The sequence below is a fragment of the Rhizobium sp. NPDC092011 genome, from assembly GCF_044756305.1.
GTDB lineage: Bacteria > Pseudomonadota > Alphaproteobacteria > Rhizobiales > Rhizobiaceae > Rhizobium.
The window spans coordinates 1,429,593-1,453,168 of the sequence record NZ_JBIVSO010000001.1; the positions used below are offsets into that span (position 1 = coordinate 1,429,593).

The window sequence follows — 23,576 nt, forward strand, 5'->3', positions numbered from 1 at the left end:
GGATCAGTTCCCCTTCGGATCGAGCACGTCGCGCAGCGCATCGCCCAGGAAGTTGAAGGCGAGCGAGACGAGGAAGATGGCGACGCCGGGGATCGTTGCAACCCACCATTGCTCGAAGATGAAGCGCTTGGCCGTTGCGATCATCGCGCCCCATTCCGGCGAAGGCGGCTGCGCACCCATGCCGAGGAAGCCGAGGCTTGCTGCGGTGATGATGATGGAGCTCATGTCGAGCGTCACGCGAACGATGAGGCTCGGCAAGCAGAGCGGCGCGATATGCCGCATGATGATGCGCCAGGACGAAGCGCCCGTCAGTCGATAGGCGGCGATGAAATCGGCGCCGCGTACGGTCATCGTTTCGGCGCGCGCCAGCCGGGCATAAGGAGGCCAAGCGGTGAGTGCGATTGCAAGCACGGCGCTTTCGACGCCAGGCTTCAACGCGGCCACGAAGGCGAGCGCCAGCACGAGACGGGGAAAGGCGAGGAAGATGTCGGTCAGGCGCATCAACGCCGTGTCGACCATGCCGCCGAAATAGCCGGCGATGCAGCCGATGGCGAGGCCGATCGGTGCCACGAGCACGACGACGGCAATGACCATGCCGAGGGTCACGCGACCGCCATAGAGCAGGCGAGAATAGATGTCGCGGCCGAGCTCGTCGGTGCCGAGCCAGTGGGCAGAGCTTGGACGTGCAAGACGGTTCGCCAGATCCTGCGTCGCCGGATCATGGGTTGCAAGCCAGGGCGCGAAAAGCGCAAGCAGGATGAACAGCGCGATGATCGAAAGACCGATCATCCCAAGGGCATTGCCCTTCAAACCGAGCCAGATGCGATAGCGATCGCCCCAGGCAGCCTGACGTCGGGAAGCGGGGGACTCGTCGAGAGCCCAATTGCGAAAAGTTGCAAGCATCATCGCACCCTCGGATCCAGCAGGCGATAGAAGAGATCGGCGACGAGGTTCAACCCCACATAAATGATGCCGATCAGGAGCGTGGTGCCGATGACCGGGTTCATATCGCCGTTCATGAGCGAGTTGGTCAGATACTGGCCGATGCCGGGCCAGGAAAAGACCGTTTCGGTGACGACGGCGCCTTCGAGCAGTCCGGCATAGGTCAGCGCCAGCACCGTTACCAGCTGAACGGCAACCGTCGGGAAAGCATGCCCCCAGATGACGCGGCTGAGGGACAGGCCCTTGGCGCGCGCGGTGATGACGAACTCGCCCTTCAGGGCGTCGATCATGAAGGCGCGTGTCATGCGGGCGATATAGGCCATGCTGAAATAGGCGAGGATGCAGACGGGTTGCGCCATGTGAGCGAGTGCATCCCAGAAGGCACCAAGGTCGCCGGCAAGCAGCGTATCGACGGACAGCAGACCTGTGACCGGCGTAATCATGCCGTCATAGATGATATCCTGCCGTCCCGGGCCAGGCGCGATGCCGAGCGCCGAATAGAAGACCAGCAGCGAAATGAGGGACAGCATGAAGACCGGTATGGAATGTCCGGCCAGACAGACGACGCGGATCACCTGATCGGTGATCGTTCCCTGCCTGACGGCGGCCCACACGCCGAGCGGAATGCCGATGATGGCGGCAAGGATAAGGGCTGCGGTCGCAAGCTCGAATGTCGCGGGAAAGAAGCGGGCAATGTCCTGCGATACCGGATTCTTCGTCAGAACGGACATGCCGAGATCGCCATGCAGAAGCTGGCTCAGATAATGCAGGAACTGCACAGGGAGGGGCTGGTCGAGGCCCATTTCCGCCCGCACGCGCGTGACCACGGCCTCGGGCGCATTGTCGCCAACCGCGGCAATGACCGGATCGACCGGCATGACGCGGCCGATGAGGAATGTGACGATCGACAATCCGAGCAGCGTCAGGATGACGCTGCTCAGAATGGCAGAGAAAGATTTGATCCGACGGGTCAAGCCTTGTTGGTCTCCTGATAGGAATTGGCTTCCGAAAGAGCGCCAAGCCGGAAGCCGGACACGGCCTTGCGGCAAGCCGCAGTCTTCACCGTCTGGAACATGAAGGCGAAGGGGCTGTTCTGCATGTGCTCGCGCTGCAGCTCTTCATAGAGAGCGATACGCTTGGCCGGATCCTTCTCGTCGCGCGCGGCTTCGGCCTTTGCGGCGAAGTCGTCGTTCTTGTAGCGCGAGCGCCACAGGAACGGCTTGCTCTTGGCGTCGTCGGAATTGTCCTTGTTGATGGTGAAGACTTCGCCGTTGGAGTTCGGATCGAAGTAATCCGTGCCCCATACGGTAAGGGCCATCTCGTGCTGGCGCGCGCGCATCTTGGTCAGCACCTGCCGGTTTTCGGCGGACTGCAGCTTCACGCGGATACCGATTTCGGCGAGGTTTGCCTGAATGGCCTGAGCGAGGTCGGGATACGGCTGGGCGGCATAGTGATCCATGATCACGTCGAACCCGTCGGCGAGCCCGGCTTCGGCCATCAGAGCCTTCGCCTTCGCAACATCCTTCTGGAAGGGCGTGTCGCTGATTGCCGAAGGGAAACCTTCCGGCTCGAAGCTCTGGTGGATCGTGTGGGTCAACGGCACGATGTTCTCATGCATGCCCTTGTAGTCGAGCGCCCACTTTACCGCCTGCCAGACCTGCGGCTTGGCCAGATTGGCGACACCCTGATTGAGCGAGATCACCACCAGTCCGGCGATGCTCTTTCTGACCAGTGTGAAGTCCGGATCGTTCTGGATGGTGCGCAGCTGCTCCGAGGTCAGATCACGGGCGATATCGACATCGCCCTTCTTCAGCATCAGGAGCTGCGAAGCCGGATCGGTGACGTGGCGCAGGATGACGCGCTTCAGATTGCCCTTGTAGGGACCGTGCGGATTGACCGTCAGCGATATCGCTTCGCTCGCCTTCCAGGACTGAAGCTGGAAGCTGCCGGAGCCGGCGCTGTTCTTCTGCAGCCAGGCATTGCCCATGTCGCCGTTCACTTCATTGGCGAGCGCGACCTTCTTTTCGACCACGGCGGCGATATTGGCCGAGAGGCAATAAAGCAGGAAGGCGATCGCGGTGGGCTTTTCGGTCGTCAGCGTCAGCGTGTCGGCATCGGTTGCGACGATGCGGCTTTCCACATTCTCGGCGGTGAAGCCGAACTGATTGATGATGAACGCGGCGCCCTTGTTCATCTTGATCGCGCGGTGCAGCGAGAAGGCGACGTCTTCGGTCGTGACGGGAGAGCCGCTTGCGAAGCTTGCCTTGGCAAGCTTGAAGGTGAAGACCTTGCCGTCGGCATCGGCAGCCCAAGATGCGGCCAGCACCGGATCGACCTTGGAGGGATCATCGGTGTTGGGACGCACCAGCTTCTGATACATGTTGCTGATGACTTCGCCGCCAACGGCTTCGAAGCTTTCATGCGGATCGAGGCTCGTCATGTTGTCGAGCTGCTGGGCAACGACAAGCACGTCTTTCGGCGTTGCGGCAAATGCCGATTCTGCAAGATCGAGATAGGACAGGAAGGGCAGCGTACCGCTGCCGATGAGAAACTGGCGTCTGGAAACCATGCGAAATCCCCTTTCACTCTTGCGGCAAAGGCTCGGTGGCAAGCAGACAAGGCTTGGCACGGCTCGGCCGCTATCGTATTTTCGCCCGGTTCTTTAACAGCGCCTATTGCGAGCGCCTAATTCCGTTTTTCGCAGAGCCTATGCGCGGTTTGCATTTGCTCGGCCCTGCAAGCTTGCCTACGCATGTATCAACGACAATTTTTGGAATGGAACATGACCCAATCTTCGCTCGTCCCCGTCTTCGATGGCCATAATGACGTGTTGCTGCGGTTGCGCCGCAGCAGTTCGAATTCCGTCAATGCCTTCCTGCAGGGCGAGGATGCGGGGCACATCGATCTGCCACGTGCGCGTCGTGGCGGCCTGGCCGGTGGGCTCTGCGCGATTTTCATCCCGTCCCCGGACCAGCCGCGCCCCGAAAACGTCGACTTTGTCACCCCCGCGCAACCCGATGCATTGAACGAGACGCTGGCGATGGCCCGGCTTCTTTTCGACATCGAAGCCCAGTCGGATGGTGGGGTGAAGGTTTGCCGCTCCGCTGCGGACATTCGCAGCTCGATTGCCGAAGGCCGTTTTGCCGCAGTTTTCCACATCGAGGGCGTGGAAGCGATCGGTGCCGATCTCGATGCGCTCTACGTTCTTCATCAGGCCGGGCTGCGATCGCTCGGTCCGGTATGGAGCCGGTCGAATGTTTTTGCCCATGGTGTGCCCTTCCGCTTCAATTCGACGCCCGATATCGGTGCCGGCCTGACCGATGCCGGCAAGGATCTGATCCGCGCTTGCAACGAGCTGAAGGTCATGATCGATCTCTCGCATATGAACGAGAAGGGCTTCTGGGAGATTGCGAAGCTTTCGAATGCGCCGCTCGTCGCCTCGCATTCCAACGCTCATACGCTCTGCCCGCACAGCCGCAATCTGACAGACAAGCAGCTCGATGCGATCGGCGAGTCGAACGGCCTAGTCGGTATCAATTTCGGGGTGCTGTTCCTACGCGATGACGGCGTGAAGAACGCCGACACGCCGCTTGAGGTCCTCGTCCGACACGTTGCTTACATCGCCGAGCGGATCGGCATCGATCATGTCGCCCTCGGATCCGATTTCGACGGCACGACCATTCCGCAGGCGCTCGGCGATGCCGCTGGCCTGCCGAAGCTGATCGACGCCCTGCGCGCGCATGGTTTCGACGATCAGGCGATCGCAAAAATTGCCCATGAAAATTGGGTCCGCGTCCTGGAGCAGACCTGGGGCGGCTGAGACAAGGCGTCGTTTCGCCTATCGCTCTATGAGATTGATCGGCAAGGGATGCATTGGCCGCAATGTCACCTTCATGACCGGCTTGGGCGAGGGTTCGCTCGCGCCGGTCACCCGAAACTTCTGAAGCAGCACGGCAAGGATCGCAACGGCTTCCATCATGGCAAAGCCGTTGCCGATGCACACGCGCGGTCCTGCGCCGAAGGGCATGAAGGCGAAGCGATGGCGGTTTCTCGCCGTCTCCGGCTCAAAGCGATCGGGGTCGAAGACCAGCGGATCCCCCCATATGGCGGCGTGGCGATGCACAGCGTAGATCGGAATGTAGAGGATCGTATCCGCCGGAATTGTATAGGCACCGAGCGTGAATTCGCGCACCGCCGTACGCGAAATGATCGGGGCCGGCGGATAGAGCCTCATGGATTCGGAGAAAACCTGCTTCGCATAGGTGAGCTTGCCGACATGCTCTGTGAGAAGAGGGCCACCTTCCGTTACCGCTGCGATTTCGTCGAAGAGCCTGGCCTGGCAGTCGGGGTGGCGAGCGAGAAGATGAAGTGTCCAGGCAAGACCGAGCGCGGTCGTCTCGTGCCCGGCGGTGATGAAGGTCATCAGATTGTCGATGATCTCCTCATCCGTCATCATGCGGCCGGTTTCCGGATCGGCCGCCTCAAGCAGCATTGAGACAAGGTCGTGTCGTTCGATGCCGCTGCGTCTCCGTTCGGCAATCACCTTGGCAAGGGTTTCGCGCAGGAAGATGACGGCGGCTCTTGCCTTTTCTTTGCCGGGATGCGGCATCCATGCTGGCGCGCCGACCAGCCCAAGCGCGAATTTCCAGCCGGTTGGCTTGAGATAATTGGTGATGTTGCGTTCGACCCTGTCGACATCGATACCATCGCCGCCGGACATCATCGTCTCGACGATGATGTCGAAAGTGGTGCGCATCATTTCCTGACAGAGGTCGAGGGGATTGCCTTTGTGCGCGAGCCAAAGATCGCGCCGATGCTCTGCAGCCGCAATCATGGCAGGTTGAAGCTCAAGCAGCTTTTCGTGGCGAAAGGCACCGGCGACCGATTGGCGCTGCCATTTCCAATGCACGCCGTCCGACGTCAGGATGCCCTCGCCAAGTGCGGGACCGAGCAGACGTCGCACATCTTCGCCCTTGCCGAGCGCGTCGGAATTGCGGACGAGTGCCTGATAGATCAGCTCGGGATCGGCGAGGTAGAGCCGGGACTTCCCCGCCATTTGCGTGAAGACGAAAGGCTCTTCGAAGATCTGGGGCGGCAACGCATCAAGAGGGTTGCGGATCAGAGAAAGAAGCACGCGCGGCATCGAGCGCTGCGTGAGCGGAAATGCGCCTGGCGACACGCCTGCAGTATCGACGCTTGCATTCATCCTTCAGTCTCCTTGTTCAACCGCACAAATGCCTGTAGATCAGGATTAAGGTGTTTACCTTAAAAAAGATAAGATGAACGCTTTGGAGCTTCAAGGGGCAATGAGCGTGGCGGAAAATAAAGGTAGGGGACCAGGCCCGGTGGTACGGCTCGGGACACGCGAACGGATCCTCGTTGCGACATTGTCGCTCTTCAATCAGAAAGGGCCGGAGGCGGTCACGACTGCCGAGATCGCTAAGGCCGTTCACATAAATCAGGGCAATCTCTACTACCATTTTCGCACCAAGGAATCCCTCGTTTTGGCGCTGTTTGCCCGTTTCGAAGCCGATGCGTTGACGTTGGTCAAGGAGGCCGATGCCGTTCAGGGGGCGGATTCAAAAGCCTATGCCGGCTTTCTGCGCAAGTGGTTTTCGCTCGTCTGGACCCACCGCTTCCTGTTTCGCGACATTCCGGGACTGCTGGCGACAGCACCGGCGTTGAGAGCGCCGATCCTGATGGTCAGTGGCGGCATGCGCTTATCCGTCGACGTCATTTTTCAGCGAATGGAAAATGCTGGTCTGATCAGCGTCGCTGCCGAGGACCGCAAGCCGCTATTGACGAACATGTGGATCGTCTCGACCTATTGGGCCGTCTATCTCGGCCTGCAGGAGGGTGTTCACGAACTCGGCCCGCAACACGTCCATTGGGGACTGAGCCAGGTCTCGGGCCTGTTGCGGCCCTATCTTTCGGACGAGGCAAAAGCCGATCTTGACGCAATGCTTTCAGAGCCCTTTGCCTGAGTTCTGAAAGCCGCCGTCGGGTCTGGATGGTCCTGATCAGGATGCCTGCGCGACGACATCGCGAAGATTGCGATAGCCGGCCGCCGGATGCGGCGCGGCGAGCCGTGGGCCGCTGCCGCCGAGCTTTTCGCGTAGCGTCCCCGCGCTATAGTCTGTCTTGTAGACGCCGCGCTTTTGCAGTTCGGGAACCAGCAGGTCGACGGCATCCTCGAAGCTTTCGGGCGTGACGGCATAGGCGAGATTGAAGCCGTCCACATCGGTATCCTCTATCCATTCCTGCATCAGGTCGGCGACCGTCTGTGGCGAGCCGACGAAGACCGGGCCGAAGCCGCCGATACCAACCCAGTCAGCCATCTCGCGCACCGTCCATTGTTTGTCCGGGTCGATCGTCGTGAAGGTCTCGACGGCAGACTGGACCGCGTTGGTATAGCGATGGCGAAGGACTTCATCCGGGGAAAACTGCCCGAAGTCGATGCCGGTCCAGCCTGAGATCAGCGTCTGGGCGCCTTCGAGGGAGACGTATTGCCGGTATTCGTTGAACTTGCGCTGCGCTTCGGCATCGGTCTCACCGAGGATCACGGTCTGCAGGTTGAAGGAAAGGATTTCGCGGGGATTGCGGCCGGTGCGTTCGGCGGCTTCGCGAACATTGGCGACATAGCGCTTCAGCACCGCCTTTGAGGGCGCAGCCACGAAGATGCATTCGGCATGGGCGCCGGCGAAATCCTTGCCGCGGCTGGACGAGCCAGCCTGATAGAGCACCGGTGTCCGCTGTGGCGACGGCTCGCTCAAGTGAATGCCGGGAACAGTGAAATGCTTGCCGGAATGCCGGATGGGATGGACCTTTTCCGGCCGGGTGAAAATGCCCTTCTCGCGGTCGCGGATGACGGCATCGTCTTCCCAGCTGCCTTCCCAGAGCTTGTAGCAGACTTCGAGATATTCCTCCGCCAGGCCGTAGCGGTCGTCATGTTGCGTTTGGGCAGCCTGACCGATGTTGAGGGCGCCGCTGTTCAAATAGGAGGTGACGATGTTCCAGCCGACACGACCCTTGGTCAGATGGTCGAGTGTCGAGATGCGCCGCGCAAAGGTATAGGGGTGCTCGAAGGACAGCGAGGCGGTCAGGCCGAAGCCGAGATGCTCCGTCTCGTAAGCCATGGTTGGAATGAGCTGCAGCGGGTCGTTGACCGGCACCTGTGCGGAATGGCGCAGTGCCGCGTCGACGTTGCCGTTCAAAACGTCATAAACCCCAAGCACATCAGCGATGAACAGCCCGTCGAACTTGCCGCGCTCCAGCGTCTTTGCCAGATGGACCCAATAGTCGAGGTCCTTGTAGGTCCAGGCTTTGTCGCGCGGATGGCGCCAAAGCCCCGGTGACTGGTGTCCGACGCAGTTCATGTCGAAGGCGTTGAGCCTGATTTCGCGGGTCATCTCTATTGTTCCTGCATGATTTCAATGAGCCGGCGCTTAGGCACCGACGGCTTTCTTGTTGACGAAGCTGAAGGCGAGCACGGCGAAGATCAGCAATCCGGTGCCGACCTGCTGCCAGTAGAAGTTCAGGCCCGTCAGCAGCAGGCCATTGGCGACGATGCTCAAGAGCAGAACTCCAAGCACCGTGCCTGCGACGTTCGGGCGTCCAAGGGGTGAAAAGGTCGTGCCGATGAAGGTGGCGCCAATGGCATTCAGCATGAAGCCGTTGCCGGACGAGGGGATATAGACCGTCACTGTCGCTGTCAGGATCAACCCGGCAAACGCGGCGATGATACCGGCGAGAACGAAGGTAGCGGCGATATGCGCTCGAAGCGCAATTCCCGAATAGCGCACCGTCCGCGGCTGGATACCGATTGCGAGGACCACGCGCCCGAAGCGCATCCGGGCGAAGAGCAACGCAGCGGCGACGATGATGATCGCCGCGATCAGGAGCGGCACGGGAACAGTGCAGATCGTGCCATGTCCGATGAAGCGAAATGCCTCGGGGACGCCGGATGGTGGCAGATAGACCGGATTGCCGCCGCCTGTCAGCAGTTGTTGGATGCTGCGACCGATGAACAGCGCCCCAAGCGTTGCCAGGAATGGCGACACGCCGATACCGGAGATCAAAACTGCATTGAACGCCCCGACCAGCGCCCCGGCGCCAAGGCCCGCCAAAGCCGCCAGCGGCACGGACAAGCCGGCCAGAATGCCCGAGACGAAGGCAAAGCTTGCAAAATCGACTGCGGTGCCGACGGAAAGATCAATGCCACCCGTCGCAACGGCAAAAGTCATGGCGATCGAAACGATGGCGAGTAGCGTGAAATTGTTGACGAGAATGCTCTGCAGATTGCCCGCGCTGAGGAATGTTGGGGTAGCCACTGAGAAGAGTGAGAAGACGGCAACAAGCGCGACAATGAGGCCATAGCGAGCAATGCCCGCAAGAGGCCTTCCTGAAACGGCGGCGGACATGTCAGATCTCCCGTTTGCGCAGCAAAGTGGTGGCCGAAACGACGACCAGGATGAGCAGGCCCTGAACGCCGCTGACGAGCGTGCTCGGCAGGTTCAGGAGCTGGAAACCGTTGATGAGGAAACCGACAAACAGGGTCGATATCAACGTTCCGCCGATCGTCGGCACCAGGCGGCGTGAGAAGACCGAACCAAGCAGCGCCGTCACCACCACAGGAAGCAGCATCTCGCCTGAGCCGGTCGTGCTGCCGCTGAGATAGGACACCGACAGGATGCCGGCGATCCCGCCGCAAAGTCCGCTGGCGACGAAAGCACCCGCAACCAGTTTCTTCAACGGAAGGCCTGCTGCCCGCGCAGCATCAGGAAATTCACCGACGGCGTAGAGCCGCAGGCCCAGCGGGGTATATTGGACGATCGCCGCAGCGATGACCGCAAAACCGATCAGCACATAAGCGAGAATAGGTATGCCGAAGGCGTCCGAAGCGGAAAGCGTCGTCAGGAAATCTGTCGTGGCGGGCAGGACGGTATTCTGAGTGAGGACAAGCTCCAGGCCAGCGATGATGTTCATCACCGCAAGCGTCGCTAGCAGGGGTACGATACCTGCCAGCACGATCGCCAGAGCGTTGACGACGCCGATTGCCAACCCTGTAGCGAGCGCGCCTGCGGCCGCCGACAGGTCACTGAAACCCAGCTGGATCAGCGTGGCGTAGACGGCTGCGCTAAGGCCCATATTGGCGGCCAGCGACAGGTCGATCCCACCCGTGACTACATTGGAGCCGCCAGCAATCAGCACGATCGTCAGGCCGATGGCAAGGACGCCAGAGATGGCCGATTGGCCGAGTACATTGCCGATATTGCCGACGCTCAGGAAGTAAGGTGCTATCAGCGAGAAGATCACCAGGATCGATAGGAAGGCGAGCAGGGAGCCGAAGCGCAGGGTTGCGGCGGCGAGCTTGCCGCTTGAAGGTAGGGCTCTTGTGCCGCTAATCTCGGGGAGGGAGGCAAGCTGGGCGTCAGCTGACATGACGCAATCCTTCTATGGCTCCAGTCGCTGCTGACAGGACTTCGTCCGTTGTGGTTTGGGAAGAAACGAATTCACGGGTCAGGCGACCGCGGAAGAGCACAAGAATTCGGTCGGTTATGCCGACGAGTTCAGGCAGGTCCGATGACAGCACGATTACACCCGCACCGCGAGCGGCAAGCTCGCCGATAAGCGAATAGATCTCCACCTTGGAGCCGATATCGACACCGACGGTCGGTTCATCCAGCAAATAGATTTCCGACTTTCGGCTCAGCCATTTGGCGATCGCAACCTTTTGCTGGTTGCCGCCCGACAGCGTGCGGACCAGAGCGTCTCTTCCTGCCGTCTTGATCTGCAGGCGCTTGATGAGCTCGTCCGTATCGCTTGCTTCGCGCTTGCGATCGAGAAAGCCGAAGCGCGTATAACGGGCAAGGCTCGATAGCGTGATGTTCTCTCGGACACTGAGATCCAGGCCGACGCCATGCCCACGGCGATCCTCCGGCACCAGCGCCAACTCATGATCGACTGCCTCGCCCGGGCTTCGCGGCCTCACGGCTTTCGTGTCAATCTCGATCTCGCCGCCCGTCGCCGCCTGCAGTCCGAAGAGGGTTCGGACGAGATCCTTTGCTCCGGAGCCGAGCAACCCGGTAATGCCGAGGATTTCGCCGTGACGCAGCGTGAAGCTGACATCATGGAAGCGGTTGGCTGCCGAGAGATTGCGAACCTTTAAGATTTCGGCGCCGAGGTCTAACTGCCGCTTCGGGAACATCTCGCCTAAATCCCGCTCGACCATCAGCGTTGCTATGCCGTTTGCCGAGGTCTCGCTCATAGGTAGCGAAGCGACATCGACGCCATTGCGCAACACTGTAACATCGTCGCACAAAGCCTCGATTTCATTGAGGTAATGCGAGATATAGATGATGGTTACACCTTCGCTGCGCAGGCGGTGGATGAGGCGGAATAGAATATCCGCTTCCTGGCGCACCAAGGCCGCGGTCGGCTCGTCGAAGACAAGAATCCTTGGCTGATGCAGCAATGCCCGGGTGATTTGGACGATCTGCTGCTCGGCCGTCGAGAGCTCGCTGATCAAAGCATTCCTCGGCAAATCCACGCCAAAATAATTGGCGAGGATTTCTTCAGCCCGTCGCTGCATCGAGCCTCGGTCGAGGAACGGTGTGCCCGCCAAGCGCAACTCTCTGCCGAGAAACAGGGTCTCTCCCACGGTAAAGGTCGGCACGAGGAGCCGGTCCTGGTGGATGAAATGGATGCCAAGTTCTTCGCATAGATGCGGTGTCAGCCGATCGTATTCGCGCCCCTCGATTTCAATGCGACCTTCATCCGGCCTGTGCAGACCGGCTAGGAGTTTGATCAAGGTCGATTTGCCTGCCCCGTTCTGCCCGACAAGGCCATGCACGGTGCCGCGGCGCACGGCGAGCGAGGCCCCAGCCAATGCCTGTGCGCCGCCAAAGCGCTTCACGATGCCATCGAAGCGAACGATGTGCTCAGAGCTTTCAGTCGTTGGTGGAAATTCGCTCGCCGTCATTGCAAAAGGCCCTCGCATTCAATGTGGCGATGCGCCGGAAGCCGCATCGCCGGTCCACGCATCAGCCGATGCCGAGCTTCTTGACGATGTCGGTGACGTTGCTCTTGTTGGCGAGGAGCGCAGGCACATAGGTCTCGCGCGGCAGCGTCTGACCTGCCAGAAGCTTTGCGACGTTGCGAATGGCCGTGCGGCCGATTTCCGCGGGTTGCTGGGCAGCATCTGCGCCAGCGGGCGAGTTTGGATCGGCTACCAGCTGCAGCACTTCCGGGCTTCCGTCGACACCGTAGGTGCGGATTTCGGTGCGGCCGGCGGCGGCGAGTGCCTGCGTGGCGCCGAGCTGGGGAATATCCCAGGCGGACCAGATGGCCTTGATCGAACCCTTTTCCGGATACTTGTTGAGGATCGCGGTGATCTGCGTGAAGGCGTCCTGAACCGTATTCGGAATGACGTCCCGGAGTTCCGGTTGGATGATCTTCACCTTGGGGAAATACTTGACGACATTGACGAGCTGATCGTAGCGGATCGCACAGGGCGTCACGCCATAGAAGCCGTTGAAGACGATGATATTGCCTTCGCCGCCGATATCGGAAACGAGCTGCAGCGCCAGATCCTTGCCGATGCCCCAGTTGTCCGACGTGGTGTTGTTGATTGAGTTCGTGGATCCAACATCCACCGTCAAGACGGGAATTCCCGCGTCCCGTGCCTTCTTCAGCCATGGATCGATAACACTCAGCGTGCCGAGAATCTGGACGATTGCATCCGGCTTTTGTGCAATCAGCGTCTGCAGTTGCGATACGAGCTTGCCATCATTTCGGCCGGCGTCGACAGCGATCGGTGTGCCGCCCAGTTTCTTTACCTCGTCGATCTGGGCGTTGTAGGCCTGCAGATCGAAATAGTGATCGGTGCCGGTCGCGCTGATCGCGATGCGTTTGCCCTTCAGGGACAAGGCATCATCCGCGGCTGAAGCCTTGCTCGAAATAATCCCCGCCGTTGCCAGGGCGGCGCCGGCGGCGGTCAGTCTCAAAATATCCCGGCGCCCAAAGCCGGTCGTGTTTTTCTCGGTCATGTAGGTATGTCCTCTCCAGCAATGCATATGAAACAATAGAATATAAAATAGATAGATTTTACGGCTTTAGGGGAGAAACGATTTTCCAAAACCGCCGGGCGGGAGGGAATATCCGTGAGCGGCAAACCGTGTGCGCAGATCGGCGTTTGCGGCAACCTGCCTAAAACGGGTGGAGCGGCCGTAATCTTCCGATCGCATCTGTTGGCGCAATTGGCCCGCTACTGTGCCTTTGAGGCAATGCCTTGCCGTCTGGTCTTTCCTCGGAGAACAAAGAATCTCCGAAGTTCGCCAAAATCGGATGATTTAATCTACTAAAAACATAGAGATTATATCTAATAATTGCATGCGTCGCGGGATTGTCCGTCAGACGACGCTCCAGATCGATCGCGAGGTTCGCTAAGATGAAGTCCCTTTCAAGGCTTGCCCTGTCAGCCGCGGCAGTTTCTCTCTTCTTTTCGCAGGCTGCGCTAGCGGGCGGCGTCAGCGGCGCGCCTGCTCCCTTTGACAAGGGCGGCGTGAAGGTTGCGCTGATCAGCTACATTTCCGCAGGCGATTTCTTCCAGGCTTATCAGGCCGGAGCCGAGGCGCAGGCGAAAGCGCTTGATATCGATCTGCGCGTCTTTCCTGGACGCCAGAATGCCGCCGAGCAGCGGGAGCAGATCTTGCAGGCGATCAACCTTGGCGTCTCCGGCATTGTCATCGATCATGGTCTGCCGGAATCGCTGGGCGACGTCGTCCAGAAGGCGCTGGACAAGGGCATCAAAGTTGTCGCCTTCGACGTCAATCTCAACAATCCGAAAATCCCGCAGGTCGAACAGAGCGATCACCAGCTGGCCGAACTCGCGCTGAAGCAGGTCACCAAGGACAATGGTACCAATTTCAAGGCGGGCTATGTCTATGTTGCCGGCTTTGCACCGCTCGATCGCCGCAACGAGGTCTGGGACACGTTCAAGAAGCAGAATGCCGGCGTGATCGAGAAGGCGCGCTTCGGCAATGTCAGCGATACGACGGCAACTTCGACGGCCGATCAGGCGAAGGCGGCACTGACCGCAAATCCTGAAATCAGCGTCATTTTCGCCCCCTACGACGAGTTTGCGCGCGGCGTGAAGCTCGCCGCCAACGATCTCGGTATCGCAAACAAGCTGAAGATCTATTCGGCCGACGTCTCAACGGCCGATATCCAGGAAATCACCGAGCCCGGCAGCCCCTGGGTGGCGACAGTCGCAACCAATCCCGCCGTCGTGGGAGCCGTTTCCATTCGCGCGGCAGCGCTGCAGATCGCAGGACAGGAAGTGCCGCACCAGATTGCCGTCAAACCGACGCTCCTGACCCAGGAAGGGCTGCGTGCCGCCGGCGTCAAGACGATCGAGGAGCTGGCGCAGAAGGTTCCGGCCTTCAACGCAAGCGACGCAGCGACGGCCAGCTGGATACCGCAGAAACTTTTCTAAGCTCGACTTGTGGTGGCTCACGTTCCGCCACATCGCACCAAATAACCGGAGTTCAGATATGAGCCAGTCCAACGTCGTGTTTGCGGGCAATCGGAATGTCACGCGGGAGAGCCTCTTTGCCAGGGCTGAGGAAATTGCGGCCGACCTGTCCAGACGCGCTGCCGAGCTAGACCGAGAGGGCCGGCCGCCGCTTGGCGAGATCGTCAAGCTGAAGAATGCGGGTCTGTTGAATGCATTGCATGGACAGCAGATTGGCGGCGGCGGCCTCGACTGGGGTGACGGCCTGCGGCTTGTGCGCATTCTTGCCCGTGGTGAAAGCTCCATCGGTCAGCTTCTCGGCTATCACTACGTCAATAGCCAATACATCTATTGGGCTTTCGACGAGGCGCGTGCACAAGAGCTTGCCCGCGAGACAGTCGCCAGCAGCCTCTATTGGGGGGCTGCCGTCAATCCGCGCGACCCTGGACTAATTTTGACGCGCCGTGGCAACGGCTATGTTTTGAACGGCCGCAAGTCCTTCTCGACCGCCGCACGCGTCTCCGACTATATCAATGCCAATGCTGCGCTCGATGACAGGATCGTCGGTTTCGCCGTTCCGACCGATCGGGCGGGCTACAAGGCCAATGACGACTGGGACAATTTTGGCCAGCGTCTGTCCGACAGCGGCAGCGTCGAATTCCATGATTTTCCGGTTTACGAAGAGGATCTGGACAAGGCGGCATCGACCGGTGGCGAGACGCCCGTGCTGGCGACCTTCAACACGCCCCTTATTCAGCTGGTCTTCGTAAATTTCTATTTGGGCACTGCCGAAGGCGCACTGCGTGAGGCCGTCGACTACGTGCGGACGACCACACGGCCATGGATAACCTCCGGTGTCGAACGGGCGGCTGACGATCCTTATATTCTCGAGCGTGTCGGCGAATTTACCGCCGCTCTGAAAGCCTCCGCGGCTCTGGCTGATCATGCGGCGGCGACCGTACAGGCCGTTCTTGCCAAAGGGCAAAAGGCGACGGCGCGAGAGCGAGGGGAGGTGGCCGCGGAAGCCTATGCGGCCAAGGTCAACGCCACGCATGTTGCCCTGGATATCACCTCGCGGGTTTTCGAGCTGACAGGCGCACGATCAACTGCGGAAAAATACCGCTTCGATCGCTTCTGGCGTAACGTCCGTACGCATACCTTGCATGATCCGGTCTTCTATAAGGCGAAGGAAGTCGGAGAATTCATTCTCAATGACAAGATCCCAGAGGTGAGCCTCTACAGCTAAGCCATTGACACTGAAGGCATGCTCAGACGAGAATCCGGCCAGTGACCGGTGAAAACCTCCAATCGGTCCGCAAGGATCGCATGGAGGTTTTTTATTGAAAGCCGAATTTGCCATGCAACCTGCGTGTGTTCAAAGCGCGCGCAGGTGCCGTCTGCTTGCACTATTGACGTGCAACTGGCTCTCAATCCAATATCGATAGGCGGACGGTGTCTTCCATAAGGTGTTTCGCATTTTTCTATAAAGTCATCGGAGGTCGGACACCGTAACCTGCATTTCTCGTTTGGAGGAAATGAGAAACGCAAAGGTATGGAGGAGTTTACCTTGGCAGTACCCGCAGAGGAAAATACCGCGTATTTATCCCCCGAGGATGAAAAGCTCGGTTTCGGCGCCAATCTGGCCTACGGCTTTCAGCATGTTCTCACGATGTATGGCGGTATCGTTGCCGTTCCCCTGATTATCGGCCAGGCATCGGGCCTCGCACCCGCCGACGTTGCCCTGCTCGTCACGGCGTCGCTCTTTGCCGGTGGCCTTGCGACCATTCTGCAGACGATCGGGCTTCCGTTCTTCGGTAGTCGCCTTCCTCTCGTGCAGGGCGTATCCTTTTCTGGCGTCGCGACCATGATCGCCATTACCGGACATGGCGGCATCCAGGTCGTTCTCGGCGCGGTTATCGCAGCGTCGATCATCGGGTTTGCCATTACACCGGTGTTCTCGCGCATTACGCGCTTCTTTCCACCGCTCGTCACCGGCATCGTCATTACCACGATCGGGTTGACGCTCATGCCGGTTGCCGCGGGCTGGGCCATGGGCGGCAACAGGAACGCGCCGGAATTCGGCAGTCAGGCCAATATTCTGCTTGCCGCCGCAACGCTTGTGATTGTGCTGCTGCTCAGCAAATTGGGAAGTGCGGCTATATCACGACTTTCGATCCTGCTTGCCATCGTCATCGGAACAGGCATTGCCTATGCGCTCGGGATGACCGACTTCTCACGCGTGGCAAATGGGCCTTTCGTCGCCCTGCCTCAAATCTTCCATTTCGGCTATCCGATATTCGATGCCGCCGCGATCCTCTCGATGTTCATCGTCATCATGGTGATCCTCGTCGAAACGTCAGCCGACATTCTCGCTGTTGGCGAGATCGTCGGGACGAAAGTCGACGCGCGTCGGCTTGGCGACGGTCTGCGCGCAGACATGCTCTCCAGCATGATCGCTCCGGTTTTTGGTTCTTTCACACAAAGTGCCTTTGCGCAGAATGTGGGCCTGGTCGCCGTGACCGGCATCAAGAGCCGCTATGTCGTAGCGACCGGTGGTCTGTTTCTCGTCGCCCTGGGATTGCTGCCCGTCGTGGGCCGCATCGTTGCGGCGGTTCCAAGCTCGGTTCTTGGCGGAGCTGGCCTCGTGCTGTTTGGAACGGTTGCCGCAAGCGGGATCAGAACGCTCGCCAAGGTCGACTACGAGAACAACATGAATCTCATTATCGTGGCGACCTCGATCGGCTTCGGCATGATCCCGATCGCATCGCCGACCTTCTACGAGCATTTCCCGCAATGGGTCGTCACCATCTTCCACTCCGGCATCAGCTCGGCGGCATTGATGGCAATCACGCTCAATCTCCTGTTCAACCATCTGAAGGCCGGAAATTCCGATCAGCAGTCGGTATTCGTTGCAGGCACGGAGCGTTCGATCCGATATCAGGACATCGCCGTTCTCCACGATGGCGACTATTTCCTCAACGGCAGGCTCTATGATGCCAATGGCTCGGAGGTCCCACTCGTCGTCGCAGAGGCTCATTAGCACCGGATACTCAAAACGGCCTGGGAGCGCCTCCACGCTTTCAGGCCGTTTTACTATGCCTGCGTGACGCTTCGTTTCGATCGGGTGGCCCTAGCTCGGGCGCTTGCTTAAAGCGCGCCGTTCTTCGGTGGAACGACGTCGTTGAGATGGTAGTTGCCGACGACATGATATTTCCAGCGAACGGGATCGTGGAGGGTATGGGTGCGGGCATTGCGCCAGTGCCGATCGAGATTGAGATCGAGCTTGACCGATGCCGTGCCGGCAAGCTCGAAAAGCGTGTTGGTCGCTTCGATGGCGATCTCCGTTGTCAGCACCTTGGCTGCCGCAACGGCCAGGGTTGCTTCGATCACTCTCTTTTCCGTGGTCTCGACCTGCGCGGCATCGACCTTGCGGCCGGCGTGCTCGATGGTCGCGGTTGCGGCCTCCAGCCGGATGGCGATCTGGCCGATCCTGGTAATCGTCAGCGGATCGTCGCTGGCGCGCTCGACACCGCTATCCATCCAGGGGCGCGCTCTCGTTTTCACGAAATCCAGCGTCTCGGCAAATGCGGCGCGGGCAATGCCGAGATCGATGCCGGCATGGATGATCTGGCCGACCGAGCCGATGGTCGTTGGCCGCTCGAAGCCCTTGTGATGAAGGACCACGAAATCGGCGTTCACATAGACATTGTTGAGAACAGTGGTGCCGCTGCCGGTCGTGCGCTGACCAAAGCCATCCCAATCGTCGATGATTTCAACGCCTTCGGTGCCTTTGGGCACGAAGGCCATGACGAGCTTTTCGCTTTCGTCGAGTGCAAAGACCGTGATCCAATCGGCAAAGAGAACGCCTGTCGAATAGAATTTTTGTCCGTTGATACGATAGCCAGGACCGTCCCGTGTGATACGCGTATTATAGTGTCCGACCGTCTTCGTGCTGCGCTCCGACAATGCGTTGCCGAAACGGTCGCCGGCCAGGGCGCGACCGAAGAAGTAGCGTTTCTGATCTTCCGAACCGTCGACGCGCAAGGCCTCCAGAATATAGAAATGATTCTGCGGGATCTGCCCGATCGATCCGTCCGCCTGGGCGAGGATCGCGGTGATTTCGGCGAGCGTGGCATTGGAGACGTCAAGTCCGCCATATTCCTCAGGAACGGTGATCGCTAGCAGTCCCGATTGTGCCAGGGTGTCCATCTCGGTGAAGGGGAGCTGTCTTTCGCTGTCGCGTTCCGACGCCGTCGAGGCGAAGTGCCCGGCAAGTTCGCGGGCGACGGCGAGCGCCTGCTGCTCTGTCTGAAGCAAGGTGGCGTGAGGATGCTTCGAGTTGAGGTGGTGCAGTTGCGCGTTCATGGGGGACTCCAATTTCATTCGGCGTCACGATGCCGCATTCAAAGCTGCGCTTCGAGGAAAGGCATTTCGTTTTTACAGATTGGCCTGCGGCTTCATTTCTTTATCGGTAGAAATGATAGACAATAAATATCTCAAGCCCCGCGATACGATTGGTAGCGGATCTGGCTTGCGCGTTACAGCTGTCCGGCGCGCCAGTCTTCGAAGCGAGCATGCGCAAGCGCCAGCGAGGCAACAAGCGGGGTGAGACTATGGAAAGGTAGCCGGCGGCCGGCCTGCAGCGGGATGGGCAGGGATTGGGCCTGCTCGCCAAGCGCCAGTCTGGCAAGAAGGTGACCCAGCTGAGCCGTCATGGCGATTCCGCGACCGTTGCAGCCGATGCCGCCGAAGAAGCCGTCGCCAAAGCGGTAGAGCCGTGGCAGGAAATCCGGTGTCATGATGGCAGTTCCGGTCCAGACGACCTCGACGCCAGGATGGCGGGGCAGACGGAGTTCCGATGCAAGCCTGTCGACGACTGCTCGCCCCACCCGCTCAAAAGCTCCTAAGGGATTGATGGCCATGCCGCCGCTGATCAGTCTGTTGTCGCGATCGAGCCGGTAGGTGAAAAGATTGGAACGGGTATCGCCAACGGGGCGGCGATGCGGCGAGATGCGGGCAATCGTTTCCGCATCGAGCTGCTTGGTCGCTACTTGATAGACCCGGAGCGGCACGCCGGTCCGCCCCATGCGCGACGCAATACCGCTCGTGAACGCATTCGTAGCAAGAAGGACGCTGTCCGCTTCGACCTCCTGACCTGCGAGAGCGATCCGCCAGGTGCTGCCATATTGCTCGACGCGATCGACCGAGCTGTTTTCGCGGATCATGCCGCCATGTCGCGTCACGGCGCTGGCGAGGCCATAGAGATAGTTCAAGGGGTGAATGGTTCCGCCGGAATGATCGATCAAGCCACCGGAATAGAGATCCATTCCGGTTTCGCTTTGGATCTCCCGCGCATCGAGAAACTCGACCGGGCGGCCAAGCTCTGTCCAATCGCGAACTCGCTGTCTCAGGATGCGAGCCATGTCGTCGCCATAGGCAGGTTGCAGCCAGCCGGTTTGAGCAGCATCACATTCAATGCCTTCTTCGGCAATGGTCGCAAAGACCTGATCCGCCCCGGCCCCGACGAGCGACAGGAGCGCATCCGCCTTCTCACGAGGCAGTTTCTGCCGAACCGTGGCCGGATCCGCCTTGGCGAAATTCGGGACGACGAAGCCGGCATTCATGCCGCTGGCGCCGGCACCCAATCGTCCTGCTTCCAGAACGCAGACGGAGCGGCCGGCGCGCGCAAGATGAAGCGCCGCTGTCAGGCCCGTAAAGCCGCCGCCGATTACGGCCACGTCGCACCGTGAAGGCAGTGTGAGGGCAAACTCCGGAGGCGGGTTGGCCGTCAGCGTCCATAGCGTCGGATTGGTGGGGCGAGCAATGCTGCTGGGCATTCGCGGATGATCTTCCAAAACCTAAGCCAGACCGCTGTCTCGATATGCCGGCCGATGAAAGGATATGTTGGTCTCTGTTTTCCGAGCGAGGTGCCCGTGCAGGCACCTCGCCATGTTTTCAATGGCTTCTATCGGCTTACTTGATCTTGTCCTTAAGGGCCGCAACGTCTTCCATCTTCAGCTCGCCATCGGTGGTAACCTTGCCATCGGCAATCTTCCACAGACGGAACGGGCCGGTGATGTCGCCATACTGATCGAAGGAGACAGGTCCGATGACGCCCTCGTAGCGGATCGGCTTGCCTTCCTTGATCAAGCCTAGAGCCTTGGCGAACTCTTCCTTGCCGGCATAGATCGGCGTGCCCTTCGGGTCGACCACCTTGTAGATATCGTCTTTCAGCTTCGAGGTGTCGTCGCCGGCGATCGCAAGCGCAAGACCGACGATCGCGCCGGCGTCATAGGCGCGGTCTGCTGCCGGATTGGTCGGCTCGATGCCGGAGAAGGTCTTGTAGTTCTTATTGAAGTATTCCGTCGAGGGCGTCGGTGTCGTGCCGGAGGAGGTGCCATAGGCGTCCTTGAGATAATCGGCTCCGACGGAGTCGATAAAGTCCGGGCTGTTCATGCCATCGTTGAGCAGGAACTTTTGCGGGCCGCCCTGCGAAATCCATGTGCGGGCGATGGTCGCGCCGTCGACCGGCGTGCTGACGAGATAGAGGCCGTCCGGGCTGCCTGCCATGCCGGCGGTGACTTCCGACGCATAGCTCGACTGCTTTTCGTTATAGGGCGTGGTCGAAACGATCGTTCCGCCGAGAGCCTTGTAGGCTTTCGAGAACTCGGCGACCATGTTGACGCCGAAGTCGCTGTTCACGTGAATGATCGCGAGCTTCTTGAAGCCCTTGTCGATGGCGTATTTGGCCGCGGCGATGCCCTGCAGCGAGTCCGAGGTGATGGTGCGGAAGAAGATGCCGTTGGTCTTGCCTTCGCGGCCGAGCGCCGTCAGCGTCGGCGAGGAGGCGGCGGGCGAGATCTGCACGATTTTGGCGGGCGCCGTCACGGAGGTCAGGATCGGGATCGTGACCGAGGAAATGATACCGCCGATAACGGCGGGAACCCTCTTCACTTGCACGAGCTGCGTTGCCGCATCGACGGCAACGTTGCCTTGGCTCTGGCTGTCGCGCGTGTCCGTCACCAGATCGCAGCCATGAGCTCCGCCCGCGGCGTTGATATCACGGAAGGCCATTTCGACGGACTTTGCGCCCGCCTGGCCATATTCGCCGGCGGGGCCGGTCAGTTCCATCACGAGACCGACCGTCACCTTGCAATCGGCGGCATTGGCGGCATCTGCTGCTGCGAGAAGGGCCAGAGCCGTCGTGATTTGAAATATCGTCTTCTTCATCTTTGTTCCCCTTGTTCGGTCAACGATTTTCATTCTGTTTTGCGAACCTGTCAGTTGTCCGGCATCTGCAGCCAGGTTTCCTGCAGATGCTGCCATTCGACGCCGTTGGGTGCCGATGAACTTGCGGTAAAGAGTGCGCTCGCCTGACGCCTGCTGTATTTGCCGACGCGCGATTGAGCCTCGATATAGGTCAGGACGATCGTGTCCGCGGTTTCATAAGTCGCGCGGATATCCGAAATCTCGATGGTGAAATTACCCTGAAAAGTCGCCCGGTTCGCGCGGATCAATTCGATGGTCTCGGCGCGGTCGAAGACACGCCCGGTCGGCGGGATCATGTGAAAAGCCCGACCGAATGTGCGCTCGCAGCGGCCGAAATCGACGCCATCGGCCGTTGCTGCATCATACCAGCCTTCGAAAAAGCGATGGAAATCGAGGACCTCGGTGCTGGCCTTCTGAAAGAGAGAGGGTTCCTGGCTCATACTTTCCCCGCGTTGAGATTGTAGTGCATGATCGAGCCGTGCCTGCCGGTGCGATCGCGTTCCAAGGTGTAGACGTCGCCCTCAAGACCCGGCCCCTGGGCGATCACGCCGGCGATCTGCCGACGATCATCATCTGACAGCGCAATATCCATGATCTTGGCATTGGCAAGCGCATGCGCCTGATTGCGCGCGCCGACGATAACGGCGGCTACCTGTGGCTGTCCAAGCACCCAGGCACTGGCGATCGTGGCTATATCGACGCCATGCCGATCCCCAATGGCTTTCAGCGTGCCGAGCAACGACTGGAACAGATCCCAGCCGCCGAAATCGTCGATGATCAGCTTGTATTTGACGAGCGAACGGTTCTCGAGCGGCATCTCAGGTTCAGGCTGGCCAAGCCATTTGTCGCTGAGGAAACCGCCGGCCACCGAGCCGTAGCACAGGAATTTCACGTCCTTATCGACCGCGAGCTTTGCGAGGCTATGCGCCGGGCGCTGATCGAGAACGGAATACTGCAGCTGCTGACTGACCAACGGAATGCCGGCGGCGAGGATCTCCGCTATATGCGGCGTGTCGAAATTCGTGGTGCCGACATTACGCACCTTGCCTTCCCGGCGCATCTCGTCAAGCCAGCCGAGTGCGTCGAGATAGCCTGACAGCGAATAGTCCCACCAGTGAAACTGCACCAGGTCGAGTTGTTCGGTCTTCAGTTTGCGCAGCGATTTGTCGACGATGCCGCGAATGTAGTCGCGATTGATCGAGCCAAGCTTTTCCAGATCCGGTACGAGCTTGGTGTGGACTTTCATGGCCCCAGCCGCTTCTGCCCCGCGCTCGTTTCGAAGCCGCTCGCGCGCCTCGCCGATCAGCTCCTCGACGCCGGTATAGATGTCGGCGCAGTCATAGGTGCGGATACCGACGTCGAAAGCGGCGATCAGGTCGGTCACGGCTTGGGCGCGGTCGATAGCGCCATGCCCGCCGGCAAGCTGCCAGCCGCCGCGAATGACACGGGAGATCTTGTATCCGGGGCTCAGCTCAAAAGTCTTGGCGGTCATACGGTTCATTCTCCTTCGGGCAACGGCACGGCTGTCGTTTCGGCGTGGCTGAAGCGCCGCTTGCCTGTTCTGACGATCCGCAGCCGGCTTGCGCAGTTCGGGTCGGGGCAGGCGATTTCTGCGTCCGACGTCATCCAGTCGTTCCTGTGGGTTGGCCGCTGCTTGGCTGCGAGCAACGGCAGCACGGCCGATATCGAGTAGATCGAAAACCCCTGGCCCGAAGGCATGGAGAGCATTTCGCCCTTGAGCTCGAAATAGTCGCCCGGCTTGGCGCCGCAATAGATCGGCTTGCCCTCAGGAATGACGGCCTCGATCCTGAGATCGAACAGCTCGAAACTATCATCGGCTACGGCTGTCATC

General features: G+C 59.8%; 20 protein-coding genes. 5 read left to right on the forward strand and 15 right to left on the reverse strand.

Features of this window, described 5'->3' with window-relative positions; genetic code table 11:
- Positions 1-3: 3 nt before the first annotated feature.
- The 3 genes from nikC to ACIQJ2_RS06575 are packed head-to-tail and all read right to left on the reverse strand — an operon-like array spanning position 4 to position 3,511.
- Positions 4-906, reverse strand: coding sequence for a nickel transporter permease (nikC, locus tag ACIQJ2_RS06565; RefSeq protein WP_400667974.1), 903 nt, complete (start codon positions 904-906; stop codon positions 4-6).
- Complete coding sequence (locus ACIQJ2_RS06570; protein WP_400667976.1) at positions 903-1,916, reverse strand: ABC transporter permease; 1,014 nt, start codon at positions 1,914-1,916, stop codon at positions 903-905. The genes nikC and ACIQJ2_RS06570 overlap by 4 nt, the downstream gene beginning before the upstream one ends.
- On the reverse strand, positions 1,913-3,511 hold the full coding sequence (locus ACIQJ2_RS06575) for an ABC transporter substrate-binding protein (protein WP_400667978.1): 1,599 nt from the start codon (positions 3,509-3,511) through the stop codon (positions 1,913-1,915). The genes ACIQJ2_RS06570 and ACIQJ2_RS06575 overlap by 4 nt, the downstream gene beginning before the upstream one ends.
- 213 nt (positions 3,512-3,724) lie before the next feature.
- On the opposite strand from ACIQJ2_RS06575, the gene ACIQJ2_RS06580 reads away from it, so the two are divergent.
- The gene (locus ACIQJ2_RS06580; protein ID WP_400667979.1) at positions 3,725-4,762 is read left to right on the forward strand and encodes a dipeptidase; all 1,038 of its coding nucleotides are present in this window, start codon (positions 3,725-3,727) and stop codon (positions 4,760-4,762) included.
- A gap of 18 nt (positions 4,763-4,780) precedes the next feature.
- Here ACIQJ2_RS06580 and ACIQJ2_RS06585 read toward each other — a convergent pair whose 3' ends face one another.
- Positions 4,781-6,148, reverse strand: a complete 1,368-nt coding sequence (locus tag ACIQJ2_RS06585) for a cytochrome P450 (RefSeq protein WP_400667981.1) — start codon at positions 6,146-6,148, stop codon at positions 4,781-4,783.
- Between the two features lie 106 nt (positions 6,149-6,254).
- Between ACIQJ2_RS06585 and ACIQJ2_RS06590 the strand changes: the two genes are divergently transcribed.
- Positions 6,255-6,926 (forward strand): TetR/AcrR family transcriptional regulator, encoded by a 672-nt coding sequence (locus tag ACIQJ2_RS06590; RefSeq protein WP_400667983.1) that lies wholly within the window; start codon positions 6,255-6,257, stop codon positions 6,924-6,926.
- A gap of 36 nt (positions 6,927-6,962) precedes the next feature.
- On the opposite strand, the gene ACIQJ2_RS06595 is transcribed toward ACIQJ2_RS06590, so the two are convergent.
- The 5 genes from ACIQJ2_RS06595 to ACIQJ2_RS06615 form a co-directional block, all read right to left on the reverse strand.
- Positions 6,963-8,351 carry an LLM class flavin-dependent oxidoreductase gene (locus tag ACIQJ2_RS06595; protein WP_400667986.1) on the reverse strand — a complete coding sequence of 463 codons (1,389 nt, stop codon included), beginning with the start codon at positions 8,349-8,351 and terminating at the stop codon, positions 6,963-6,965.
- A 36-nt stretch (positions 8,352-8,387) separates the two neighbouring features.
- Positions 8,388-9,362: an ABC transporter permease gene (locus ACIQJ2_RS06600; protein ID WP_400667988.1), complete on the reverse strand. Its 975-nt coding sequence runs from the start codon at positions 9,360-9,362 to the stop codon at positions 8,388-8,390.
- Position 9,363: 1 nt separating this feature from the next.
- Positions 9,364-10,383 carry an ABC transporter permease gene (locus ACIQJ2_RS06605; RefSeq protein ID WP_400667990.1) on the reverse strand — a complete coding sequence of 340 codons (1,020 nt, stop codon included), beginning with the start codon at positions 10,381-10,383 and terminating at the stop codon, positions 9,364-9,366.
- Positions 10,373-11,923, reverse strand: a complete 1,551-nt coding sequence (locus tag ACIQJ2_RS06610) for a sugar ABC transporter ATP-binding protein (RefSeq protein ID WP_400667993.1) — start codon at positions 11,921-11,923, stop codon at positions 10,373-10,375. Before ACIQJ2_RS06610 ends, ACIQJ2_RS06605 begins: the two co-directional genes overlap by 11 nt.
- A gap of 61 nt (positions 11,924-11,984) precedes the next feature.
- Positions 11,985-12,989 (reverse strand): sugar ABC transporter substrate-binding protein, encoded by a 1,005-nt coding sequence (locus ACIQJ2_RS06615; RefSeq protein ID WP_199148945.1) that lies wholly within the window; start codon positions 12,987-12,989, stop codon positions 11,985-11,987.
- A gap of 401 nt (positions 12,990-13,390) precedes the next feature.
- Between ACIQJ2_RS06615 and ACIQJ2_RS06620 the strand changes: the two genes are divergently transcribed.
- The 3 genes from ACIQJ2_RS06620 to ACIQJ2_RS06630 all read left to right on the forward strand — a co-directional run bounded on the left by ACIQJ2_RS06620 (position 13,391) and on the right by ACIQJ2_RS06630 (position 17,495).
- A complete protein-coding gene (locus ACIQJ2_RS06620; RefSeq protein WP_400667995.1) occupies positions 13,391-14,437 on the forward strand; it encodes a substrate-binding domain-containing protein in 1,047 nt (348 codons plus the stop codon).
- 58 nt (positions 14,438-14,495) lie between these two features.
- Positions 14,496-15,701 carry an acyl-CoA dehydrogenase family protein gene (locus tag ACIQJ2_RS06625; protein WP_400667997.1) on the forward strand — a complete coding sequence of 402 codons (1,206 nt, stop codon included), beginning with the start codon at positions 14,496-14,498 and terminating at the stop codon, positions 15,699-15,701.
- Between the two features lie 321 nt (positions 15,702-16,022).
- On the forward strand, positions 16,023-17,495 hold the full coding sequence (locus ACIQJ2_RS06630) for a nucleobase:cation symporter-2 family protein (RefSeq protein WP_400668000.1): 1,473 nt from the start codon (positions 16,023-16,025) through the stop codon (positions 17,493-17,495).
- Positions 17,496-17,602: 107 nt separating this feature from the next.
- Here ACIQJ2_RS06630 and ACIQJ2_RS06635 read toward each other — a convergent pair whose 3' ends face one another.
- From ACIQJ2_RS06635 to ACIQJ2_RS06660, 6 genes are all read right to left on the reverse strand, one after another.
- Entirely contained in the window at positions 17,603-18,832 is a 1,230-nt protein-coding gene (locus ACIQJ2_RS06635) for an SfnB family sulfur acquisition oxidoreductase (protein ID WP_400668687.1), read from the reverse strand.
- Positions 18,833-18,993: 161 nt separating this feature from the next.
- Positions 18,994-20,292, reverse strand: coding sequence for an NAD(P)/FAD-dependent oxidoreductase (locus ACIQJ2_RS06640; protein WP_400668003.1), 1,299 nt, complete (start codon positions 20,290-20,292; stop codon positions 18,994-18,996).
- Between the two features lie 136 nt (positions 20,293-20,428).
- Entirely contained in the window at positions 20,429-21,685 is a 1,257-nt protein-coding gene (locus tag ACIQJ2_RS06645; RefSeq protein ID WP_400668004.1) for an ABC transporter substrate-binding protein, read from the reverse strand.
- A gap of 50 nt (positions 21,686-21,735) precedes the next feature.
- Positions 21,736-22,164: a hypothetical protein gene (locus ACIQJ2_RS06650; protein ID WP_400668007.1), complete on the reverse strand. Its 429-nt coding sequence runs from the start codon at positions 22,162-22,164 to the stop codon at positions 21,736-21,738.
- A complete protein-coding gene (locus ACIQJ2_RS06655) occupies positions 22,161-23,216 on the reverse strand; it encodes an aldo/keto reductase (RefSeq protein ID WP_400668010.1) in 1,056 nt (351 codons plus the stop codon). Before ACIQJ2_RS06655 ends, ACIQJ2_RS06650 begins: the two co-directional genes overlap by 4 nt.
- A gap of 5 nt (positions 23,217-23,221) precedes the next feature.
- Complete coding sequence (locus ACIQJ2_RS06660) at positions 23,222-23,575, reverse strand: TIGR04076 family protein (protein WP_199148936.1); 354 nt, start codon at positions 23,573-23,575, stop codon at positions 23,222-23,224.
- Between the last annotated feature and the right edge of the window lies 1 nt (position 23,576).

What these genes read in the sequence shown, in the direction of transcription:
- ACIQJ2_RS06575 (WP_400667978.1), bottom strand. Translation starts at nt 3,511, where the DNA reads ATGGTTTCCAGACGCCAGTTTCTCATCGGCAGCGGTACGCTGCCCTTC.
- ACIQJ2_RS06605 (WP_400667990.1), bottom strand. Translation starts at nt 10,383, where the DNA reads ATGTCAGCTGACGCCCAGCTTGCCTCCCTCCCCGAGATTAGCGGCACA.
- ACIQJ2_RS06615 (WP_199148945.1), bottom strand. Translation starts at nt 12,989, where the DNA reads ATGACCGAGAAAAACACGACCGGCTTTGGGCGCCGGGATATTTTGAGA.
- ACIQJ2_RS06625 (WP_400667997.1), top strand. Translation starts at nt 14,496, where the DNA reads ATGAGCCAGTCCAACGTCGTGTTTGCGGGCAATCGGAATGTCACGCGG.
- ACIQJ2_RS06640 (WP_400668003.1), bottom strand. Translation starts at nt 20,292, where the DNA reads ATGCCCAGCAGCATTGCTCGCCCCACCAATCCGACGCTATGGACGCTG.
- ACIQJ2_RS06650 (WP_400668007.1), bottom strand. Translation starts at nt 22,164, where the DNA reads ATGAGCCAGGAACCCTCTCTCTTTCAGAAGGCCAGCACCGAGGTCCTC.
- ACIQJ2_RS06660 (WP_199148936.1), bottom strand. Translation starts at nt 23,575, where the DNA reads ATGACAGCCGTAGCCGATGATAGTTTCGAGCTGTTCGATCTCAGGATC.
- ACIQJ2_RS06620 (WP_400667995.1), top strand. Translation starts at nt 13,391, where the DNA reads ATGAAGTCCCTTTCAAGGCTTGCCCTGTCAGCCGCGGCAGTTTCTCTC.
- ACIQJ2_RS06580 (WP_400667979.1), top strand. Translation starts at nt 3,725, where the DNA reads ATGACCCAATCTTCGCTCGTCCCCGTCTTCGATGGCCATAATGACGTG.
- nikC (WP_400667974.1), bottom strand. Translation starts at nt 906, where the DNA reads ATGATGCTTGCAACTTTTCGCAATTGGGCTCTCGACGAGTCCCCCGCT.
- ACIQJ2_RS06595 (WP_400667986.1), bottom strand. Translation starts at nt 8,351, where the DNA reads ATGACCCGCGAAATCAGGCTCAACGCCTTCGACATGAACTGCGTCGGA.
- ACIQJ2_RS06645 (WP_400668004.1), bottom strand. Translation starts at nt 21,685, where the DNA reads ATGAAGAAGACGATATTTCAAATCACGACGGCTCTGGCCCTTCTCGCA.
- ACIQJ2_RS06655 (WP_400668010.1), bottom strand. Translation starts at nt 23,216, where the DNA reads ATGACCGCCAAGACTTTTGAGCTGAGCCCCGGATACAAGATCTCCCGT.
- ACIQJ2_RS06585 (WP_400667981.1), bottom strand. Translation starts at nt 6,148, where the DNA reads ATGAATGCAAGCGTCGATACTGCAGGCGTGTCGCCAGGCGCATTTCCG.
- ACIQJ2_RS06610 (WP_400667993.1), bottom strand. Translation starts at nt 11,923, where the DNA reads ATGACGGCGAGCGAATTTCCACCAACGACTGAAAGCTCTGAGCACATC.
- ACIQJ2_RS06600 (WP_400667988.1), bottom strand. Translation starts at nt 9,362, where the DNA reads ATGTCCGCCGCCGTTTCAGGAAGGCCTCTTGCGGGCATTGCTCGCTAT.